This is a genomic window from Parabacteroides chongii, from assembly GCF_029581355.1.
GTDB lineage: Bacteria > Bacteroidota > Bacteroidia > Bacteroidales > Tannerellaceae > Parabacteroides > Parabacteroides chongii.
Map to the genome: position 1 here is coordinate 3070119 of NZ_CP120849.1, position 20323 is coordinate 3090441.

The window sequence follows — 20323 nt, forward strand, 5'->3', positions numbered from 1 at the left end:
AAGTCGAAGTATGAAAAGATTATATAGAACATTTAAATTTACAGCAATTGCTTTATTGGCGATCTCTCTGAGCAATTGTACGGGGGAGTTGACTACCAATTCATCAACGGATGTAGATGAATCGACCATCCTGTCCAGTACGACGGGATTGAATATGTCGTTGACCGGTACTTATAAATATTTATTATTAGGTGAATCAGGTGCCGGCAGTCAGAACGATGCTTGTTATGCCGGTGTTACCGGGCTGTGCATGGGATATGATTTGCTGGGTGCAGATATCCTGAGTACAAAGAATTACGGTGGTTCGGTAGAAGATCACTATCGTTTTAGCGAAGGTCGTACACAATCTGCGGGTGACTATGCAAAACGTATCTGGACAAATATGTATAAGATTATCAACCAGGTAAATGTCATTATTGATGCACTTCCCGAAGCAACAGGTACTGAAGAGGAGAAAGCTGAATTGAAAGGACAGTGCCTGGCTATGCGTGGTATCGCTTATTTCAATCTGCTTTTGAATTACCAGCAGACTTATGCTATTGCTAAAGATAAACGTGGTGTTATTCTTCGTTTGTCTTCTGAGGATCCTGATTCCATGCCTTTTTCTACTGTAGAGCAAGGTTATCAGCAGGTGATCAAGGATCTTAAAGAAGCAGAATCTCTGCTGGCTTCTTTTGAACGTATTGAAGAATGGCGTGTGAATGCTGAAGTTGCTGCCGGTTATCTGGCTCGTGTATATCAGGTGATGGGTGACTGGAATAATGCACTGACGGAGGCAAAGAAGTTGTATGACAATCATTCTTCATTGATGACCAAAACAGAATGGTGCAGTGGATTTGATAATCTAATCTCAGACGGATGTAAGGAAGTTATCTGGGGAATTAAGTTTACAAACTTATCTAATATTAGTTCCAATACAGAGTTTAACTATTGGTATAATCAGGATCCGAGTTATGGTGAAGGTATGACCGATGGTCCGATTTATAGCTTCATCAACTTATTTGTTGATTCCAGGTATGTACAATTGTTTGACGATACTGATTTCCGTGGCAGTAAATGTACTAAAACAGAAGGTGTGACAGATGCTGATGTGAAACCCGTTATGTTCTGGCATCGTACTGCTAATGGTAATGAGGAAACAAGGGCTAAATGGGCATATAACAAATTCAAATATTATGGTGATGCCAATGGTTCTCCTCAGGGACATACCTATCCTGAATTTTGCTACATGCGTAGTGCTGAAATGTTATTGATCATGGCGGAAGCTGAAGCTAACCTGAACAACCTGGGAGCAGCTTTGTCTCATCTGAATACGTTGCAAAACGCTCGTGAAGTGGCTAAACCGACCACGGCAGCTGATAAAGATGCACTTTTGGAAGCTATTTATGTAGAACGTCGTAAGGAATTATTAGGAGAAGGTGTAACAGGTATGTATGATTTGATGCGTTTGCAGAAACCGCTTTATCGTTATGCTGCAACCACGGAAGATCCGGCAGGCCATTTCTCTTTGGGCTTGAATTTCCTGGATAACTATAATCCGACCGATAAAGCTCCTTACGGTTATTTGCCGTCTAATGATTACCGCTTCCTGTATCAGATTCCACAATTGGAATTTACACAGAATACTGTTATCAGTGAATCTGAACAGAATCCGTTCAAGGGAAATTAATTTGTAAATTATAGTAAGTAAAGACGAGAGGCGTGTCCGCGATGGATATGCCTCTTTTTTTATACTACTTATTTTCTTGTAAAGGAGCGATGAACTGAATATCTTTGTAAAATTCAAATCATTAATAACTTAAAATAATACCATGAACAAGATCAATCTTTTCTTTCTCTTTTTATTATTGACTACTCTTCCTGCCTTTTCACAGGATGACATCCAAATCACCCATGCTCCTTATCTGCAAAATTTGGGTGAGAATGAAGTGACAATCGTTTGGACGGTCAATAAACCATCGGTAGGTTGGGTGGAACTGGCACCGGATGACGGGACACATTTTTATCAGACGGAGCGTCCGAAGTTCTTCAATGCAAAGAACGGAATAAAGCAGACATCTACCGTTCATGCGGTTCATCTGAAAGGATTGAAGGCGGGTACATGTTATCGGTATCGGGTATATTCACAGGAAGTCCTGAGCCATGTCGGTTGGCGGGTGATATATGGGAATGTGGCTGCCACCTCTGTTTACGGGAAACAACCATTAGAGTTTCAAACCAGTGATCATGGCAGGCAAGCGGTGAACTTTGCGATGGTCAATGATATTCACGGCAAGAGTGATCTTTTGGAAAAGCTTGTATCACATTGTGACCTGAAAACAACCGATATGTTCCTGTTCAATGGAGATATGGTATCTATCTTCAATAGTGAAAAAGAAATATTCGAAGGCTTTATGGATAAGGCAACGGAGCTTTTTGCTTCTGAAATACCGATGTATTATACCCGTGGTAATCATGAAACACGCGGATCTTTCGCTACGGCTTTCCAGGATTATTTTTCTCCCAAGCAGGAACATATCTATTATATGTTTCGCCAGGGACCTGTCTGTTTCGTTATTTTGGATAGTGGTGAAGATAAGCCGGATTCGGACTTGGAGTATGCCGGAATAACTGTCTATGACCAATATCGTACGGAACAGGCTGAATGGCTGAAAGGCGTACTTGAAAGCAAAGAATATAAGGAAGCACCATTCAAAGTGGTTGTTTGTCATATTCCTCCTTTTGGCGGATGGCATGGCAATGAGGAAGTGGCTGAAAAGTTTATGCCATTACTGAATAATGCAGGTGTCGATATTATGCTTTGTGCTCATCTTCACCGTTATATACGGAATGATGCGAAAGAGGGCGTTCGGTTTCCAATTATTGTAAATTCCAATAATACCGTATTGAAGGCGGAAGCTGATTCCAGGGCGTTGAACATAAAAATACTGGATACGGAAGGGAAGGAGATCGACAAGCTGACGATAGCCAAATGACGGTACATTTTATCATTCTTGAACTAATGAATTATAGATTCAATTGTATTTCCTCTTTCAGTTTATAAGAAAAAGCGTATAAAAAATATCGTTTTATATTTGGTGGTTTGGAAAAAGGCTGTATCTTTGCAGCGTTAAATAAGAAAAGACAATGAAACAGAACATAGCAAATAGTCTCATTATTTCTCTAAACATTATTCTACTCTGGGAACGGGATAGGAAGTGAGACTGTACGTGCTTTTCTGATGCATGAAGATATTAAAGAGCCTTTCTCACTTCCTTGTGAGAAGGGCTTTTTTTATGGATACAAACAAGAATATAAACAAATTTAAGAGTATAAGATTATGTCAGACAGATTATTTATTTTCGACACCACGTTGAGAGATGGTGAACAAGTTCCGGGTTGCCAGTTAAACAGTATTGAAAAGATTCAGGTAGCCAGAGCATTAGAAGAACTTGGTGTGGATGTGATTGAAGCAGGATTTCCGGTATCGAGCCCGGGGGACTTCAATAGTGTTGTTGAGATATCGAAAGCTGTCACCTGGCCAACTATCTGTGCGTTGACCCGTGCTGTCGAGAAAGATATCGATGTTGCCGCCGAAGCATTGAAGTTCGCTAAACGCGGACGTATCCATACAGGTATCGGAACTTCCGATTATCATATCCGTTATAAATTTAACTCTAATCAAGACGAGATCCTGGAGCGTGCCATCGCTGCTACTAAATATGCAAAGAGATATGTAGAAGATATCGAGTTTTATTGTGAAGATGCCGGACGTACTGATAACGCCTATTTGGCGCGTGTGGTTGAAGCCGTAATCAAAGCCGGAGCGACAGTGGTCAATATCCCTGATACAACCGGTTATTGCCTGCCGGACGAATACGGAGCGAAGATCAAATATCTGATGGAACATGTGGACGGCATACAGAATGCGATTATCTCTACACACTGTCATAATGACCTGGGTATGGCAACTGCCAATACCGTGCAGGGTGTCCTGAACGGAGCACGCCAGGTGGAAGTTACTATCAATGGTATCGGTGAACGTGCCGGAAATACTTCCCTGGAAGAAGTAGCCATGATCTTCCGCAGCCACAAAGAACGTGGAATCGAAACTAATATCAATACCACAAAAATCTACGGTATCAGCCGTACGGTTTCCAGCCTGATGAATATGCCGATCCAGCCGAATAAAGCCATCGTCGGACGCAATGCGTTCGCTCACTCTTCCGGTATCCACCAGGACGGTGTATTGAAGAACCGTGAAAGCTATGAAATCATCGACCCGAAAGATGTCGGCATCGACGATAACGCCATCGTGCTGACTGCCCGTAGCGGACGTGCTGCCCTGAAACATCGTCTGAGTGTATTAGGTGTGGAACTGAGCCAGGAAAAGCTGGATAAGGTATATGGAGAGTTCCTGAAACTGGCCGACCGTAAGAAAGATATTAACGACGACGATGTATTGATGCTGGCAGGAAAAGACCGTACAGCTACACATCGCATCAAACTGGATTACCTGCAAGTGACTTCCGGTGTCGGTTTACAGTCTGTTGCCAGCGTGTGTCTGGACATCGCAGGCGAAAAATTCGAGGCAGCCGCTTCCGGTAACGGTCCGGTAGACGCTGCTATCAAAGCGGTCAAATCTATTATCCATCGCACGATGACCATCCAGGAGTTTCTCATTCAGGCTATTAATAAAGGTAGCGACGACATGGGTAAGGTACACATGCAGGTGGAATACGATGGAAATAACTATTACGGTTTTGCAGCCAACACCGATATTATCGCAGCTTCGGTAGAAGCCTTTATCGACGCAATCAATAAGTTCGTAAAATAACATAATACATAATTAGCAATGAGCAAGACATTATTTGAGAAGATTTGGGAGAAACATGTGGTGGACACACTGCCCGACGGAACGATCCAGTTTTATATCGACCGTCTGTTCTGCCATGAAGTAACCAGTCCGCAGGCATTTGCGGGGTTACGTGCCCGTGGTCTGAAACCATTCCGTCCGGAACAGATTACTTGTATGCCGGACCATAATATTCCGACATTGCATCAGGAGAAACCGATCGAAGACCCTGTGTCTAAGAACCAGGTAGATACGTTGGAAAAGAATGCTAAGGATTTCAATCTGACTTATTACGGATTACAACATCCGAAGAACGGTATCATCCATGTGGTAGGTCCGGAAACAGGTCTGACACAGCCGGGCATGACGATTGTTTGTGGCGACTCCCACACTTCTACCCACGGCGCTATGGGTGCCATCGCTTTCGGTATCGGTACCAGCGAGGTGGAAATGACATTGGCTACTCAGTGTATTATGCAGCGTAAGCCGAAAACGATGCGCATCACCATCGACGGAAAACGTAAACCGGGCGTGACGGCAAAGGATTTTGCTCTTTATATCATCAGTAAAATGACAACAGGAGGTGCAACGGGTTATTTCGTTGAATATGCCGGCGAAGCCATCCGCAATACAACGATGGAAGAGCGTCTAACCATCTGTAACCTGTCTATTGAAATGGGTGCCCGTGGCGGTATGATTGCTCCGGACCAAGTCACTTTCGATTATCTGAAAGACCGTGAATTTGCTCCCCGTGCCGAAGCGTGGGAAAAGAAACTGGCTGAATGGCGTGAATTATACAGCGATCCGGATGCTCAGTTCGATAAAGAGATCGTGTTCCATGCTGAAGACATCGATCCGATGGTGACTTACGGAACCAATCCGGGCATGGGCATGGGTATCCGCGAAAGCATCCCGACTATGGAAAGCGTAGACGAGGCTGGTCGCATCTCTTATAAAAAATCGCTTGACTATATGGGCTTTACTGCCGGTGAACCTGTATTAGGCAAGAAAATAGATTACGTATTCTTGGGAAGTTGTACGAATGGACGTATCGAGGATTTCCGTGCTTTCGCCTCTTTGGTGAAAGGGAAGAAGAAGGCCGACGATGTGATTGTATGGCTGGTTCCCGGTAGCTGGCAGGTAGAACGTCAGATTCGTGCGGAAGGTATCGATAAGGTTCTGACAGAAGCCGGTTTTGAATTGCGTCAGCCGGGCTGTTCTGCTTGTCTGGCCATGAATGAAGACAAGGTTCCGGCCGGTAAATATGCCGTATCTACTTCCAACCGTAACTTCGAAGGTCGTCAGGGACCAGGTGCACGTACCATCCTGGCCGGTCCGTTGGTTGCAGCGGCTGCCGCAGTAACGGGAAAGATCACCGATCCGAGAGATTTAATGTAATAAGATTACGAACTGAAAAATCAAAAGAACGAAATGAAAGAAAAATTCACGATAGTAACATCCACCTGTGTACCTCTTCCTTTGGAAAATGTAGACACAGACCAGATCATCCCGGCCCGCTTCCTGAAAGCTACCACACGCGAGGGCTTCGGCGATAATCTTTTCCGCGACTGGCGTTATGACAAGGCGGGCAACCCTAATCCGGACTTTGTACTGAATCAGAATACGTATAAAGGCGAGATCCTGGTAGCCGGAAAGAACTTCGGTAGCGGTTCGAGCCGTGAGCACGCAGCCTGGGCGATTGCGGGATATGGTTTCCGTGCGGTTGTCAGCAGTTTCTTCGCCGATATTTTCAAGAACAACTCGATGAACAACGGGCTTGTTCCGGTTGTTGTTTCTCCAGAGTTCCTGGCAGAGATATTCGCATCTGTCGAGGCTGATCCGAAGGTGACGCTGACGATCGATCTCCCTTCGCAGACGATAACCAACAACGCAACCGGTAAAAGCGAATCCTTTGACATCAACGCATATAAGAAAGACTGTCTGGTAAACGGTCTTGACGATATCGATTACCTCTTGGCTAATAAGTCCAAAATAGAAACCTACGAGGCTTCGCGATAAGTAATAACAGATAGGGAACGCAGATGACGCAGAATACGCAGACTGACGCAGATTTTTTATTTAAAGAGGAAACTGATAAGATAATAGGTGCGTTTTATAAGGTTTACCGTACATTAGGATATGGGTTTCTTGAACGAGTTTATCAGAATGCTCTTTATTATGAACTGATGAGGTTGGGATTGGATTGTAAGGTTCAATATCCTATACAAGTTTATTATGAGGGACATATTGTTGGAGAATATGTGGCGGATATGTTGATAAATAATCATTTAATACTGGAACTGAAAAGTGTGGAGACTTTGTCTCAGGCTCATGAATTCCAGTTGATAAACTATTTAAAAGCAACAAGGATTGAAGTAGGGTTACTGCTTAATTTTGGAGAACATGCTCAAGTAAAACGTAAAGTCTTTAAAAATAAATAATCTGCGTAAGTCTGCGTTTTCAGCGTAGTCTGCGTTCCTTAATAGAAACTATGATATTATGGTAGAAATAATGGATACAACCCTTCGGGACGGGGAACAGACATCGGGCGTCTCCTTTGCGGCTCATGAAAAACTCAGCATCGCACAAATGTTGTTGAGCGATTTGGGAGTGAACCGTGTAGAGGTAGCCTCGGCACGTGTATCGGACGGAGAGTTCGAAGCCGTGAAGCGTGTGGCTGCCTGGGCCGAACGTACCGGAAATCTGCATAAGCTCGAAGTCTTGGGTTTTGTAGATGGCGACGCCTCGCTCAACTGGATCGAATCGGCCGGTTGCCGTGTGGTAAACCTACTCTGTAAAGGTTCGTATAAACACGTAACCGAACAACTCCGCAAATTGCCTGAACAGCATATTGCAGATATCCGTTCTGTTGTATCGCTGGCTACCGAAAAAGGTATTGATGTAAATATTTATCTGGAAGACTGGTCGAACGGGATCAAGAATTCTCCCGATTATGTATTCCTCTTGGTCGATGCGTTGAAAGACCTTCCCATCCGCCGTTTTATGCTGCCTGATACATTGGGTATTCTGAATCCCGGAAATACATACGATTTCTGTAAGCAGATGGTGGATCGTTATCCTGACCTGCATTTTGATTTCCATGCCCATAACGATTACGACCTGGCTGTGGCTAATGTCTACTCGGCTGTGCGGGCGGGAATACACGGTATACATACCACTATCAACGGCTTGGGGGAACGGGCAGGAAACGCACCGCTCAGCAGTGTGATCGCTGTAATAAAAGATCAACTGGGAGGGGAAACTCCTGTCAGAGAAGAAAAAATCAATGCCGCGAGCCGTCTGGTAGAAACCTATTCCGGTATTCATATTGCCCCGAACCGTCCGATCATCGGAGAGCATGTCTTTACACAATGCGCCGGTGTACATGCCGATGGCGACAGCAAAAATAATCTGTATTGCAACGACCTGATCCCCGAACGTTTCGGACGTGTACGCGAATATGCACTCGGAAAAACATCCGGTAAAGCCAATATCCGTATGAACCTGGAATCGCTCGGAATAGACGTCGACGATGAATCCATGCGTAAGATCACCGAGCGCATCATCGAGTTAGGTGATAAGAAAGAAATGGTAACAACAGAAGATCTGCCTTATATCATCAGTGATGTCCTTCACCATGATACGATGACAGACCAACGTATCCGTATATTAAATTATTCCTTATCTTTGGCACAGGGACTGAGGCCTGTAGCTACGCTGAAAATCGAGATCGACGGTGAAGCCTACGAAGAATCAGCTTCCGGCGACGGCCAGTACGACGCTTTTGTACGTGCCCTTCGCCGAATCTATTCAGACCTCGGCCGCCCGTTCCCGATGTTGACGAACTATTCCGTATCCATTCCTCCCGGCGGTCGTACTGATGCATTCGTGCAGACGATCATCAGTTGGAATTATGCCGGAGTAGATTTCAAGACCCGCGGCCTTGATGCCGACCAGACAGAAGCTGCCATCAAGGCAACGTTGAAGATGCTGAATAAGATCGAACAATAATTATAGGAGGTATTAGTTATGAACAAAAGATTGACCATTGCGCTGGTAGCGCACGATAACCGTAAGGCAGACATGGTAGAATGGGCTGTGCACAATGCAGAATTCCTTTCTCATCATCATTTGGTATGTACCGGAACGACCGGTGGACTGATACGCAACGCTTTCGACGAGAAAGGCGTAGGTGCTGAAATTACTTGTATGCATTCCGGTCCGTTGGGCGGAGATGCCGAAATAGCAGCAATGGTAGTACGCAAGGAAGTGGATCTGGCGATCTTTCTGATCGACGACCTGAATCCGCAGCCTCACGAAGCCGACATCCAGATGTTGCTTCGCCAGTGCCGTGTTCATAACGTGCCCATCGCTTGTAACCGTTACAGTGCAGACCTGATGATTACGAGCACTCTGTGGGATGACGACAGTTATGTCCCCACGGAACCCAAATATGTGCTATTTAAAAGAGACTAAAAGAACAATTATTTATATGAAATTAAACATCGCAGTCCTTCCCGGCGACGGTATCGGTCCCGAGATTGTAGAACAAGGCATGAAAGCCGTAAAAGCTATATGTGAGAAATATGGCCATGAATTAAGTTACAAACATGCTTTAGTAGGAGCCGTTGCCATCGATGAAACAGGCAACCCGTATCCGGACGAAACGCACGAACTCTGTATGCAGAGCGACGCCGTTTATTTTGGTGCGATCGGTTCTCCGAAATACGATAATAACCCGTCTGCCAAGGTTCGTCCCGAACAGGGATTGCTGGGTATGCGTAAGAAGCTGGGACTTTTTGCCAATATCCGTCCGGTGACGACATTCCCTTCGTTATTGCATAAGTCGCCACTTCGTGCCGAATTGATCGAAGGAGCAGACTTTATGTGTATCCGCGAATTGACAGGAGGTATGTATTTCGGTCGTCCGCAAGGTAGAAGCGAAGATGGCAACACGGCTTACGATACTTGTGTTTATACCCGCGAGGAGATCGAACGTATCGTTCGCCTGGCTTACCAGTATGCACAAAAACGCCGCAAGAAAGTAACCGTTGTCGATAAGGCGAACGTATTGGCAACTTCCCGCCTATGGCGTCAGGTTGCACAGGAAATTGAAAAAGAATATCCGGATGTGGAAACCGAATATATGTTCGTGGACAATGCGGCGATGCGCCTGGTTCAGTGGCCGAAGAGCTTCGATGTGATGGTGACGGAAAACATGTTCGGTGATATCCTGACAGATGAAGCGTCTGTGATTACAGGTTCACTCGGAATGTTGCCTTCGGCCTCTATCGGTGTACATACTTCTGTATTCGAACCGATCCACGGTTCTTATCCGCAAGCTGCCGGAAAGAATATCGCAAACCCGTTGGCTACTATCCTGAGTGCCGCCCTGATGTTCGAATATGCTTTCAACCTGATGGAAGAAGGTGCTTTGATCCGTGAAGCTGTTGCCGCCTCTATGGAAGCAAACGTGGTAACGGAAGATATCGCAGAAAACGGTAAAGCCTATAAGACAAGTGAAGTAGGGGATTGGATTGCTGACTATATCGCCAGGAAATAACTGATTACAACATCCGGTGGGGCAAAACATCTTTCGTTCCATCGGATGTTTCGTTTGGTATGCTTTTATTGCTCCAGGTTTCAGTTACCTTATGCCGCATCTTTATTTATCTCCATAATGATTTTTTGCTGAAACAACTGTAACAGTTATTTTTTCTTCTTCTATGGTATAGATCAAACGATTAAATTTGTCAATCCTTCTGCTCCAAAAACCGGACAGATTACCTTTTAGAGCTTCAACCTGTCCCGTTCCTGTGGTGGGGTGTTCTCTTAATTCTAGGAGCAATCTTTCAATTTTGGTTATTACAGCCTTATTCCCTGATTTTTTTAGTTCAGCTATGTCTTGTATGGCTTTTGGTTCAAATGCGATAATATATGCCATTTCATAGACTGTTTATGAAGTTTGTAATATCTTCTGTAGATTGTAAAACTACGGTAGATTTAACTTTTCCCTCTTTGTGCGCTTTTACCCGTTTTTCCACTTCGGCCATATTCTCAGGATCATCAAACCACGGGTCACCGCTTGGACTCGGATTGGTTGAAACTTCTACACTCAGGGAATTTGCTTTGGTTTCCAAAATGTTTTCTATGAAAGCCTTTACGCTTTTACCCTGTGAAGCAGCCATAATGGACAGCTTTTTCAAAGTGTCCACAGATAAATCTATATTTTTCCTTTTCTTTTCAATTGCCATTGTTGCCATAATCTTTCGTATTTTCCACAAAGGTATAAAATATACATCATATACACAATGTATATATGCCGGGTGGCTGAATATATCGTGAAGATATAGGTCGTAACCAATTGAAGCTGATATAAAAAGCCGGAATTAAGGAATGCAGGTTACGCGTTCTTTAATTCCGGCTTTTGACTTTTCCGGGCGATGATCATTCAATCACCGGCCTGTCGTCTTCCCTTTCTTCTCCGGGAAGATATGCAGTTTCAGCACTGACTTGTTGGAGGAAGCCAAAGTCTTCTTCGGTGTGGAGTTGTTTTACATTAAGCGTGTTTATTTTCTTCATGATATTGGTTTGTCTGCGTTACACCTTTAGCAAGCCAATTACTTTCTACTATAAACAGGCTCTTAGTAAAACGGCATTTAACCGTTCATCGTTCACCTTTTGTGTGATTTCCTTTGATAATTAAAGGATGATGGGTGAATGGTCGGGGTGAACGGTTTCGTAAAAAGGTGAACGGTTGGCATAAACCATTCACCTCTGCCTTTTTAAGGCTCTTTATGTTTAGCATGTATGTTATTGATCACTACGTGGAAAGTCCGGACTGACTAAGCCGGATGTCATAATCTTTTAGCTTAGCGACCTCCGTCGTTAAGCTTGTTGAGCGACGGCGCAAACCTTAACGACCTTGGTCGCAAAGCTTGACGATGGTGGTGTAAGGATTTGTAAGTCGTAACTACCGGGTTAGTTGGTAGTAGGTTTGATGCTAAAAGATACCGTGTGCAAAGATAGTTTTGGGCTGCCGGATAGGACAACTATTTTATAAGAAGGTGAACGGTTTAGAGGCAACCGTTCACCCTTTTACGAAACCGTTCACCCAACTGTTCACCTGTAAGCCGTCAATAATCAAGGGGCGACTGTAAAAGGTGAATGGTTGAAAGGTATATTGCTCAAATTTGCTAGTATGGGATAATTATAGCAACCAGGAGCCCCGTCGGGGCGAGCCGGTGTTGAAGGAGTACACCCCTCTTCAAATATCGTTTAAAGAGGGGGGGGAAACTTTAGTGATAAATTCAAAACAGTTTCTTAAGAAACGGTTTGTTTATTTCGTCATCTTCATCAACTCGTCGACAACAGCCTGGTCGTATCCCATTTCCTGCGCTTTCAGGAAATCCTGTGCGGCAGATTCCTTTTCGTATTGGGCGAGCTTCACTTTGCCGCGCAATATATATAAGGAAGCACTAGGCGTACTTTCTACAAAAACCTTGTTGATATCCGCCATAGCGCGGGCATTCTTACCCATCATAAAGTAAACGTCGGCACGGCCTTCGTACAAAACCCAGTCGCGCGGCATCTGGCTGATCAGGTAATTGAAAATCTTTTCGCTTTCTTCGTAGTTGCCACGCATCTTTTCGAGGATGGCATGTCCCAAACGGGCGCGTACCGACTTTTCGTTGATCTCCATGATCTTGTCGAAATCCTGTTCCGCCCACATATAGTTCTTTTTTTGGATATAGATCAGTCCGCGGCAGTAAAGAGCCTCTTCGTTTGTCGGTTCAACGATCAGCAACGCATTGTAGTCGTTCAGTGCTTTCTCCGTTTCACCCAGTTCGGAATAGAGGGAAGCCCGGTTTTCCAGGATCGTCGGGTTGTTGGGGCGCCCGCTAAGTGCAGCCGTATAAGACAGCAGGGCATCTTCCAGTTTCCCCTGGCGGCGTTGTATGCTGCCCAGGTTGGTAAGCAACGCATAATTCATCGGGTTACCCGGCTCCTTGCGCATGGCTGACCGCAAACTTTCTTCGGCCGACACCAGGTCTTTCTTTTCCAGGAAATCGTAACTTTTGTCGATCAATTCTTCATATGACTGAGCGAAAATAGGGGCTGTTGCCAGCATGAAAGTGATGAATATCAGTAGTAATCTCATTCTGTTGTTTTTATCTGTTATTTGATCGCCGCAAAGCTACGCAAATATCTTCTTTCGCCGACGGATTAAAAAAACTTTATACCTTTGCCACACTTTATAATACTTTTAGCGGCTTTGGTTGTTATAAGATAAAAGTGTTTAACTTAAAATGATAGATTTATGATATTATTAGATGTGTTGGCTTCCAGTCCGCGACTGGAAAAAATGATCAATTCCCTGGTCGAGCAGGGGAGCCATTTAGGCTGGACGATTATTAAGGCGATCCTTGTATTTATTGTGGGACGGTTCGTTATCCAAATGATTAACAAGCTGGTTCGCCGTATATTGACAAAGCGTGATTTTGATCCTTCGGTGAAAACATTTGTGGGAAGTCTGGTGAATGTCACTTTGATGATCCTGTTGATCATCTCCGTTGTGGGAGCACTGGGCGTACAGACCACATCGTTTGCAGCATTGCTTGCCTCTGCCGGTGTGGCTGTCGGTATGGCATTGAGCGGAAACCTGTCGAACTTCGCCGGTGGTTTGATCATCCTGTTGTTCAAGCCTTATAAAGTAGGCGACTATATCGAGTCGCAGGGTGTCGGTGGTACGGTACGGGAAATTCAGATATTCCATACTATCCTGCTTACGGCTGACAATAAAAATATTTATATCCCGAACGGTTCCCTGAGCAGCGGAGTCGTTACGAATATCGGGAGAGAACCGACACGCCGTGTGGAGTGGACGTTCGGTGTGGAATACGGCAGCGATTATGAACATGTGAAAAGAGTCATTGAATCCGTTTTGGCACAGGATGCACGCATTCTGAATGAACCGGCTCCTTTCATTGCCCTGAGTGCTTTGGCAGACAGCAGTGTCAATGTAGTCGTTCGTGCATGGGTGAAAAGTCCGGACTACTGGGGCGTTTACTTCGATACGAATAAGGCTATCTATGCCACATTCAATGCCCAGGGGATTGGATTCCCGTTCCCGCAACTTACGGTGCATCAGGCTAAAGACTGATTTTGTCCTTAAAATAAATCTTTTTGTTCAATAACTGACAGGGTTCGTCTGCCGGATGATAAACAGTTAAAAAGTTGGATAAAAAGATTTATCTTTGTCTATCAATTTGAAAAAAAGAAACAACAGAGAATGTTTTTAAGGTAAAAATAGTAAGAACTTTATTTCATTACTTTAGTATTAATTTATTGATTATAAACAATGAAAAAGGCTCGTCGTTAATGGCGAGCCTTTTTTCTTATGAATTGAGACGGTCTACCGTCTTGACACCTTTTACAGCCTTGATCTTTTTGACCAGCTGGTTCAGTGAATTGGTATCCCTGACGAGTACCGCGAAATTTCCCTGGAATATCCCGTCCACCGAATCGATATTCAAGGAGCGAAGCGTCACGTTGCTTTCTTTCCCGATAACGGACGTAATATTGGTAACGATCGTAATATCGTCGCGCCCGATCACCCGCAGGGTAACGACATAGCCGTTATCTCCCTTTCCGCTCCATTTGGCACGGATGATGCGGTAACCGAAGCGGCTGAACATCTCCTGTGCGTTCGGACAATCCAGACGGTGTATCTTGATTCCTTGCGTGGATACGAAACCGAACACATCGTCTCCGTAGATCGGGTTACAGCATTTCGCCAGTTTATATTCTATACCGGTCAGGTTTTTATCGATAACGAGCACGTCCTTGTTGGTAGAGATTTCTTCTACTTCGGTCGTCGTGATATATTCCCCCGCACTGCGTACTTCCGAGCGCTCGTTGGCTTCGGTCTCTTTCCGGACATATTCCTGATATTCGTCGATTACGTTGTTCGGGTCGAGACGCTCTTCCGCCAGCTCTATGTAGAAGTCGGTAACGGTTTTGAATCCTTTCTTTTTGATGTAACGCATCAGGTGCGCTTCCTCCATCTCGATCTTCCGGTTTTTGAAGCGGCGCTGGAGCATCTCTTTGGCAAAGTCGACAGCCTTTGCCGTCTCTTCGCGCAATGCCTGCTTGATCTTTACACGGGCCTTGGAAGTAACGACAATATTCAGCCAGTCACGCTTGGGGCTCTGCGAAGGAGAGGTGACGATCGAAACCGTGTCTCCGTTATGAAGTACATATTTAATAGGTACGTTCTTCTCGTTTACTTTGGCCGACACGCATTTGCTGCCCAGCTTCGAGTGGATGGCAAAGGCAAAGTCGAGCACAGTAGCTCCTTTGGCTAGTTTGATCAGTTCGCCGGTAGGGGTGAAGACATATATCTCATCTTTATACAGGTCCATCTTGAAGTCCTGCATCAGGTCCATCGGATTCTTTTCCTTCTCTTCGAGGGCGGCACGGACGGTATTCAGAAATTCGTCCAGTCCGCTTTCTGCCTTTACGCCTTTGTATTTCCAGTGGGCGGCAAGACCGCGTTCGGCTATCTCGTCCATCCGGCGGGTACGGATCTGCACTTCTACCCATTTGTTCTGCGGCCCCATGACCGTGATATGCAGACTCTCGTATCCGTTCGTTTTCGGAATGGATATCCAGTCTTTCATACGGTTGGGATTCGGCTGGTACATATCGGTGATGATCGAGTAGACCTGCCAGCATTCCGAGCGTTCTTTTTCCAGCGGCGTATCCAGTACGACACGGATGGCGAACAAGTCGTATATGCCTTCGAACTCGATCTTCTGCTTCTTCAGCTTATTATTAATGGAATGGATCGACTTGGTACGTCCTTTGATATCGAAATGCAGCCCGGCTTCCTTCAGCTTCTTTTCGATAGGCGCAATAAATTGGGCGATATAAAGGTCGCGCGAACGTTTTGTCTCGTTCAGCTTCCGCTTGATGAAATCATATTGTTTTCGGTCAGTATATTTCAAGGACAAGTCTTCCAGTTCGCTCTTGATCTTATACAAACCGAGCCGGTGGGCGAGCGGTGCATACAGGTAAGAGGCTTCCGTCGCCAACCGCAGGCGGTCGTCTTCCTTCAGTTGTTTACCCAGGCGCATCAGACAGAGACGGTCGGCAATCATGATCAGGATGACTCTTACATCTTCTGCGAACGAGAAGAGCAGATGGTGGAAGTTTTCGGAATTGACAGCCGTATTGCGTGCATAGAGGTCGGACGTTTTCAGCAGGCGGTGGATGATCAGGGTTACGTCTGCGTCGAATGTCTTTTCCACCTCTTCCATGGTGATCGCTTTTTTCAGAACCGGACGATAGAGCAGGAGGGCAATGACGGAAGTCCGTTTCAAGCCGATTTCCGTGGTAGCTATCAGAGCGGTGTTTATATTACGGATCAGTCCGTTGATGCCATTCTTGTCTCTCCCGTAACAGTCGAGTGCGACAACGCGTTGCATCAATTCTCTCATTTTCCGTATGTCCTCTTTCTGCAAAAAGGAGTAGAGGCTGCGTACTAATTGTCTGTATTTCGAAAAGAAATCTTTTCTCTCTTCTTCTGTAAAGAAAGGTTGTATATCCATAGTTGCGTCTTCTTTTTACTGCCCATTTTAGGACAGGCCGTAAAACTTACCGTAAAAGTATCTTTTTTCTTGGAATATCAATACGATTCTAATGGTATTTTTATACATTTGCGAGAAGCATACGCAGAAAGTGCTATGTTACAAGACAAAGAATACTAATTTTAAAAGATATACTATGTTAAACGCAAACGACTTAAAACAACTGGCTGACAAAGGTATCAGCGAACAACAGATTGAAGAACAACTGGCTTGTTTCGTCAAAGGCTTTCCTTATCTGGAAATAGCAGCTTCAGCATCAGTAGAAAAAGGAATCAGGGTTATATCGCAGGAAGACCAGGCAACCTATATGGGGGCATGGGATACTTACCTGGCTAAAAATAAACGGATCTTGAAGTTCGTTCCCGCCTCGGGTGCTGCCAGCCGTATGTTTAAGAATCTCTATGAGTTCTTGTCGGCTCCGTACGATGTGCCGGCCAACGATTTTGAAAAGAAGTTTTTCAATGAGATAACGCACTTCGCCTTTTATGATGCATTGAATGCTGTTTGCCTGGCAAACGAAGACAAAGACATCCCTGCTCTGGTCGCTGCCGGCAATTACAAGGCTGTCGTTGCCAACCTGCTGGAAGAAAAAGGCTTGAACTACGGGCAATTGCCTAAAGGCTTGCTGCAGTTCCACCGTGCCGGCGATTGTGTACGTACGGCGATGGAAGAACATTTGGCTGAAGGTGCCATGTATGCCAAGAACAATGCCGGCGAGGTCAATATTCATTTTACTGTCTCTCCGGAGCACAAGGCTTTGTTTGAAAAGCTGGTATTGGAAAAGAAACCGGCGTATGAAGAGAAATTCTCTGTCGGCTACGATATCTCTTTCAGTGTTCAGAAACCGAGTACCGATACGGTTGCTGCCGATATGGAGAATAATCCTTTCCGTGACAAGAACGATAAACTGTTGTTCCGTCCCGGCGGTCATGGTGCGTTGATCGAGAACCTGAATGATGTGGATGCCGATGTGGTATTCGTGAAGAATATCGACAATGTCGTTCCCGACAGTTTCAAATGTTCGACGGTTATTTTCAAAAAGGTGATAGCCGGTGTATTGGTTACTTTACAGGATCGTATCTTTAATTATCTGAATCTGATCGAAACTGGCAAGTATACACACGATCAGGTAGAAGAAATGATTCATTTCCTGCAGGACGACCTGTGCATCAAGAATCCGGACACCAAGCTGTTGGAAGATGCCGAACTGATCCTTTATATTAAGAATAAATTGCTGCGCCCGTTGCGCGTATGCGGTATGGTGAAGAATGTCGGTGAACCGGGCGGCGGTCCGTTCCTGGCTCAGAATCCGGACGGAACGGTCTCTTTGCAGATCCTGGAAAGCTCACAGATCGACCTGAAAGATCCGGCAAAGAAAGCGATGTTCGAACAGGGTACACACTTCAATCCGGTTGATTTGGTTTGTGCATTGAAGAACCATAAAGGCGAAAAATATAATCTGCCTGATTATGTGGATAAAAATACTGGCTTTATCTCTTACAAGAGTAAGGACGGACGCGAACTAAAAGCCTTGGAGCTTCCCGGTTTGTGGAATGGCGCAATGAGCGATTGGAATACGGTGTTTGTAGAAGTTCCTATCGAGACTTTCAACCCGGTAAAGACTGTTAACGACCTCTTACGTCCTGAACATCAGTAACGACACAGGTCGATAAGTAAATGAACGTATAGAAGAGGCAGGTCCGGTTTTTGGACCTGCCTTTTTTGTTATAAAAATATAATATTGAGCACTATTCCAAAAAAGGAAAGTAAATTTGCATCTGTTTTTGAGTATGAGAAAAGTAAAGATTATTCACCCAAAAAGGAACAAAATGAAACTGACGCGTTTATTAAGCTGTCTATTTTTATGTATAATAGGGATGTCATGTATCCAGGATGAAGCGCAGAATGCGGAAGCGGATATTGAAGATTGCATAGTCCCTGCCGATATATTACGTCGCGATCCTATTATTACAAATGATAAGGTAACATTAATGGTTAAGGCAGATACCGATTTGTCCAAACAATCCCCAGAGTTTACATTGACACCGGGTGCAACGATCTCGCCGGCAAGCGGGACAACCCGTGATTTCAGCGAACCACAATATTATACGGTCACATCAGAAGATGGAAACTGGAAGAAGCGTTACGAAGTAACTTATATCGTGACAGGTATCGGTACTGAATATAATTTTGAAAATGTAAAACATGCAGGTACTGCCGGTTATGATGTCTTTTATGAAACGGACAAGAACGGTAATACCATCATGGACTGGGCAAGCGGTAATCCGGGGTTTGCTCTGACAGATATGAATGCCAAACGTGATACCTTCCCGACACTTTCATCCTCTAATGGATATAAAGGTAATTGTGTGAAGTTGGTAACTCGTTCGACAGGTGATTTTGGATCACGATTGGGAATGCCTATTGCTGCCGGTAACTTGTTTATGGGAACATTCGATATCCTTAGTGCTGTAACAAATGCCTTGAAGGCTACCAAGTTCGGTATGCCGTTCGAATATGTTCCGACTTATTTGACCGGCTATTATAAATATAAGGCAGGTCCGGAGTTCTCCGAATCGGGAAAGATCGTTTCCGGTAAAAAGGATATGTTCGATATCTATGCCATCTTCTACGAAACAACTGATAATGTGAAGATGCTGGACGGAACCAATAAGTTCACCCATCCGAACCTGATCTCCATCGCACGTATCGAAGACCCGAAAGAGACGGATGAATGGACACAGTTCTATCTGCCGTTCAAGACCCAGCCGGGTAAAACGATCGACAGAGAAAAACTGAAAGCCGGAAAGTATAACGTAGCTATTGTATTTTCTTCCAGCGTGGAAGGCGACTTGTTTAATGGAGCAGTCGGCAGTACATTATATATAGATGAAGTTGAACTGATCCATTCTTTGGAAGAATAAATAGAAAGCAGTATGAAAAAACAATTAATCATAAGCATCCTGGGTTTATTACTCCTGACTTCGAACAGTCTGTTTGCCCAGAAAGACCGGAATGCCGGGATCGTTAATTCTTATTTGGTTGGATTGGAATATGAAGTAAAGGCAGGCTTGGGTATCGGTGGTACAGCCCCGCTGCCATTGCCGAAGGAGATACGTTCAATCGACAGTTACAAACCGGGATTGCAGATCGCTATCGAGGGGAATGTGACGAAATGGCTTAACCCGGCGCGTACCTGGGGGCTGATGCTTGCCTTGCGTCTGGAAACCAAAGGTATGAAAACGGATGCCCGCGTAAAGAATTACAGCATGGAGATCATCGGTGATGCCGGCGAGCGTATGAAAGGATTTTGGACGGGACAGGTGAAGACGAAAGTGAATAACTCTTATCTGACTGTTCCTGTTCTGGCTGCCTGGAAAGTTTCCCCGCGTTGGAAATTAAATGTAGGGCCGTACGTGTCTTACCGTATGGAGGGGGATTTCACGGGTGATGTATACGACGGTTATCTGCGTGAACTCGATCCGACGGGCAACAAGGTTATATTCGATAATGGTAAAAGTGCTCCTTACGATTTTTCCAAAGACCTGCGCCGTTTCCAGTGGGGTATGCAGTTGGGAGGGGAGTGGAAAGCATTCAAGCATCTGAATGTATATGCCGATCTGACCTGGGGTATAAATGATATTTTCAAGAAAGATTTCGATACGATTACTTTTGCCATGTATCCTATCTATTTGAATGTAGGTTTTGGTTATGCATTCTAATAGAATACACTATCATAGAGGCGGGAATATTTGATCGAATATTCCCGCTTTTTTTTATGATTTATAATAAATTCCATACATTTGCGGTATTAGATTTTAAGACCAATTTAATTTAA

General features: G+C 44.7%; 18 protein-coding genes. 13 read left to right on the forward strand and 5 right to left on the reverse strand.

The annotated features are described in order from the left end of the window. Positions 1–10: 10 nt before the first annotated feature. The 9 genes from P3L47_RS11305 (at position 11) to leuB (ending at position 10397) form a co-directional block, all read left to right on the forward strand. Positions 11–1669: a RagB/SusD family nutrient uptake outer membrane protein gene (locus P3L47_RS11305; protein WP_122360861.1), complete on the forward strand. Its 1659-nt coding sequence runs from the start codon at positions 11–13 to the stop codon at positions 1667–1669. Between the two features lie 142 nt (positions 1670–1811). Then, positions 1812–2975 (forward strand): purple acid phosphatase family protein, encoded by a 1164-nt coding sequence (locus P3L47_RS11310; RefSeq protein WP_277780848.1) that lies wholly within the window; start codon positions 1812–1814, stop codon positions 2973–2975. Positions 2976–3319: 344 nt separating this feature from the next. Continuing rightward, positions 3320–4816, forward strand: a complete 1497-nt coding sequence (locus tag P3L47_RS11315; RefSeq protein ID WP_122360859.1) for a 2-isopropylmalate synthase — start codon at positions 3320–3322, stop codon at positions 4814–4816. Positions 4817–4834: 18 nt separating this feature from the next. Then, positions 4835–6232, forward strand: a complete 1398-nt coding sequence (gene leuC / locus P3L47_RS11320; protein WP_122360858.1) for a 3-isopropylmalate dehydratase large subunit — start codon at positions 4835–4837, stop codon at positions 6230–6232. 33 nt (positions 6233–6265) lie between these two features. Next, positions 6266–6853, forward strand: a complete 588-nt coding sequence (leuD, locus tag P3L47_RS11325; RefSeq protein ID WP_277780849.1) for a 3-isopropylmalate dehydratase small subunit — start codon at positions 6266–6268, stop codon at positions 6851–6853. A 23-nt stretch (positions 6854–6876) separates the two neighbouring features. Next, entirely contained in the window at positions 6877–7275 is a 399-nt protein-coding gene (locus P3L47_RS11330) for a GxxExxY protein (RefSeq protein WP_277780850.1), read from the forward strand. Positions 7276–7333: 58 nt separating this feature from the next. Then, on the forward strand, positions 7334–8845 hold the full coding sequence (locus P3L47_RS11335) for an alpha-isopropylmalate synthase regulatory domain-containing protein (protein WP_075556291.1): 1512 nt from the start codon (positions 7334–7336) through the stop codon (positions 8843–8845). A gap of 18 nt (positions 8846–8863) precedes the next feature. Then, complete coding sequence (locus P3L47_RS11340; RefSeq protein WP_075556292.1) at positions 8864–9310, forward strand: methylglyoxal synthase; 447 nt, start codon at positions 8864–8866, stop codon at positions 9308–9310. Positions 9311–9326: 16 nt separating this feature from the next. Further along, a complete protein-coding gene (leuB, locus tag P3L47_RS11345) occupies positions 9327–10397 on the forward strand; it encodes a 3-isopropylmalate dehydrogenase (protein WP_277780851.1) in 1071 nt (356 codons plus the stop codon). Between the two features lie 102 nt (positions 10398–10499). On the opposite strand, the gene P3L47_RS11350 is transcribed toward leuB, so the two are convergent. The 4 genes from P3L47_RS11350 to P3L47_RS11365 all read right to left on the reverse strand — a co-directional run bounded on the left by P3L47_RS11350 (position 10500) and on the right by P3L47_RS11365 (position 12995). Beyond that, positions 10500–10778 carry a Txe/YoeB family addiction module toxin gene (locus tag P3L47_RS11350; RefSeq protein ID WP_277780852.1) on the reverse strand — a complete coding sequence of 93 codons (279 nt, stop codon included), beginning with the start codon at positions 10776–10778 and terminating at the stop codon, positions 10500–10502. A 1-nt stretch (position 10779) separates the two neighbouring features. Continuing rightward, a complete protein-coding gene (locus P3L47_RS11355) occupies positions 10780–11097 on the reverse strand; it encodes a hypothetical protein (RefSeq protein ID WP_122361094.1) in 318 nt (105 codons plus the stop codon). A 184-nt stretch (positions 11098–11281) separates the two neighbouring features. Then, positions 11282–11416, reverse strand: coding sequence for a hypothetical protein (locus P3L47_RS11360; protein WP_255419276.1), 135 nt, complete (start codon positions 11414–11416; stop codon positions 11282–11284). Between the two features lie 757 nt (positions 11417–12173). Beyond that, entirely contained in the window at positions 12174–12995 is an 822-nt protein-coding gene (locus P3L47_RS11365; RefSeq protein ID WP_277780853.1) for a tetratricopeptide repeat protein, read from the reverse strand. A 204-nt stretch (positions 12996–13199) separates the two neighbouring features. Here P3L47_RS11365 and P3L47_RS11370 point away from each other — a divergent pair, with 204 nt between their 5' ends. Beyond that, on the forward strand, positions 13200–13997 hold the full coding sequence (locus P3L47_RS11370; protein WP_427910568.1) for a mechanosensitive ion channel family protein: 798 nt from the start codon (positions 13200–13202) through the stop codon (positions 13995–13997). A gap of 235 nt (positions 13998–14232) precedes the next feature. Here P3L47_RS11370 and P3L47_RS11375 read toward each other — a convergent pair whose 3' ends face one another. After that, entirely contained in the window at positions 14233–16446 is a 2214-nt protein-coding gene (locus P3L47_RS11375) for a RelA/SpoT family protein (protein ID WP_122360850.1), read from the reverse strand. 175 nt (positions 16447–16621) lie between these two features. Here P3L47_RS11375 and P3L47_RS11380 point away from each other — a divergent pair, with 175 nt between their 5' ends. From P3L47_RS11380 to P3L47_RS11390, 3 genes are all read left to right on the forward strand, one after another. Beyond that, entirely contained in the window at positions 16622–18142 is a 1521-nt protein-coding gene (locus P3L47_RS11380; protein ID WP_277780855.1) for a DUF4301 family protein, read from the forward strand. Positions 18143–18314: 172 nt separating this feature from the next. Next, positions 18315–19409 carry a PCMD domain-containing protein gene (locus P3L47_RS11385; RefSeq protein ID WP_277780856.1) on the forward strand — a complete coding sequence of 365 codons (1095 nt, stop codon included), beginning with the start codon at positions 18315–18317 and terminating at the stop codon, positions 19407–19409. Positions 19410–19421: 12 nt separating this feature from the next. Beyond that, positions 19422–20207: a porin family protein gene (locus P3L47_RS11390; protein ID WP_122360847.1), complete on the forward strand. Its 786-nt coding sequence runs from the start codon at positions 19422–19424 to the stop codon at positions 20205–20207. Positions 20208–20323: the final 116 nt, after the last annotated feature.

What these genes read in the sequence shown, in the direction of transcription:
- leuD (WP_277780849.1), top strand. Translation starts at nt 6,266, where the DNA reads ATGAAAGAAAAATTCACGATAGTAACATCCACCTGTGTACCTCTTCCT.
- P3L47_RS11380 (WP_277780855.1), top strand. Translation starts at nt 16,622, where the DNA reads ATGTTAAACGCAAACGACTTAAAACAACTGGCTGACAAAGGTATCAGC.
- P3L47_RS11335 (WP_075556291.1), top strand. Translation starts at nt 7,334, where the DNA reads ATGGTAGAAATAATGGATACAACCCTTCGGGACGGGGAACAGACATCG.
- P3L47_RS11330 (WP_277780850.1), top strand. Translation starts at nt 6,877, where the DNA reads ATGACGCAGAATACGCAGACTGACGCAGATTTTTTATTTAAAGAGGAA.
- P3L47_RS11315 (WP_122360859.1), top strand. Translation starts at nt 3,320, where the DNA reads ATGTCAGACAGATTATTTATTTTCGACACCACGTTGAGAGATGGTGAA.
- P3L47_RS11370 (WP_427910568.1), top strand. Translation starts at nt 13,200, where the DNA reads ATGATCAATTCCCTGGTCGAGCAGGGGAGCCATTTAGGCTGGACGATT.
- P3L47_RS11355 (WP_122361094.1), bottom strand. Translation starts at nt 11,097, where the DNA reads ATGGCAACAATGGCAATTGAAAAGAAAAGGAAAAATATAGATTTATCT.
- P3L47_RS11385 (WP_277780856.1), top strand. Translation starts at nt 18,315, where the DNA reads ATGAAACTGACGCGTTTATTAAGCTGTCTATTTTTATGTATAATAGGG.
- P3L47_RS11350 (WP_277780852.1), bottom strand. Translation starts at nt 10,778, where the DNA reads ATGGCATATATTATCGCATTTGAACCAAAAGCCATACAAGACATAGCT.
- P3L47_RS11360 (WP_255419276.1), bottom strand. Translation starts at nt 11,416, where the DNA reads ATGAAGAAAATAAACACGCTTAATGTAAAACAACTCCACACCGAAGAA.
- P3L47_RS11305 (WP_122360861.1), top strand. Translation starts at nt 11, where the DNA reads ATGAAAAGATTATATAGAACATTTAAATTTACAGCAATTGCTTTATTG.
- leuC (WP_122360858.1), top strand. Translation starts at nt 4,835, where the DNA reads ATGAGCAAGACATTATTTGAGAAGATTTGGGAGAAACATGTGGTGGAC.
- P3L47_RS11390 (WP_122360847.1), top strand. Translation starts at nt 19,422, where the DNA reads ATGAAAAAACAATTAATCATAAGCATCCTGGGTTTATTACTCCTGACT.
- P3L47_RS11375 (WP_122360850.1), bottom strand. Translation starts at nt 16,446, where the DNA reads ATGGATATACAACCTTTCTTTACAGAAGAAGAGAGAAAAGATTTCTTT.
- P3L47_RS11340 (WP_075556292.1), top strand. Translation starts at nt 8,864, where the DNA reads ATGAACAAAAGATTGACCATTGCGCTGGTAGCGCACGATAACCGTAAG.
- P3L47_RS11365 (WP_277780853.1), bottom strand. Translation starts at nt 12,995, where the DNA reads ATGAGATTACTACTGATATTCATCACTTTCATGCTGGCAACAGCCCCT.
- leuB (WP_277780851.1), top strand. Translation starts at nt 9,327, where the DNA reads ATGAAATTAAACATCGCAGTCCTTCCCGGCGACGGTATCGGTCCCGAG.
- P3L47_RS11310 (WP_277780848.1), top strand. Translation starts at nt 1,812, where the DNA reads ATGAACAAGATCAATCTTTTCTTTCTCTTTTTATTATTGACTACTCTT.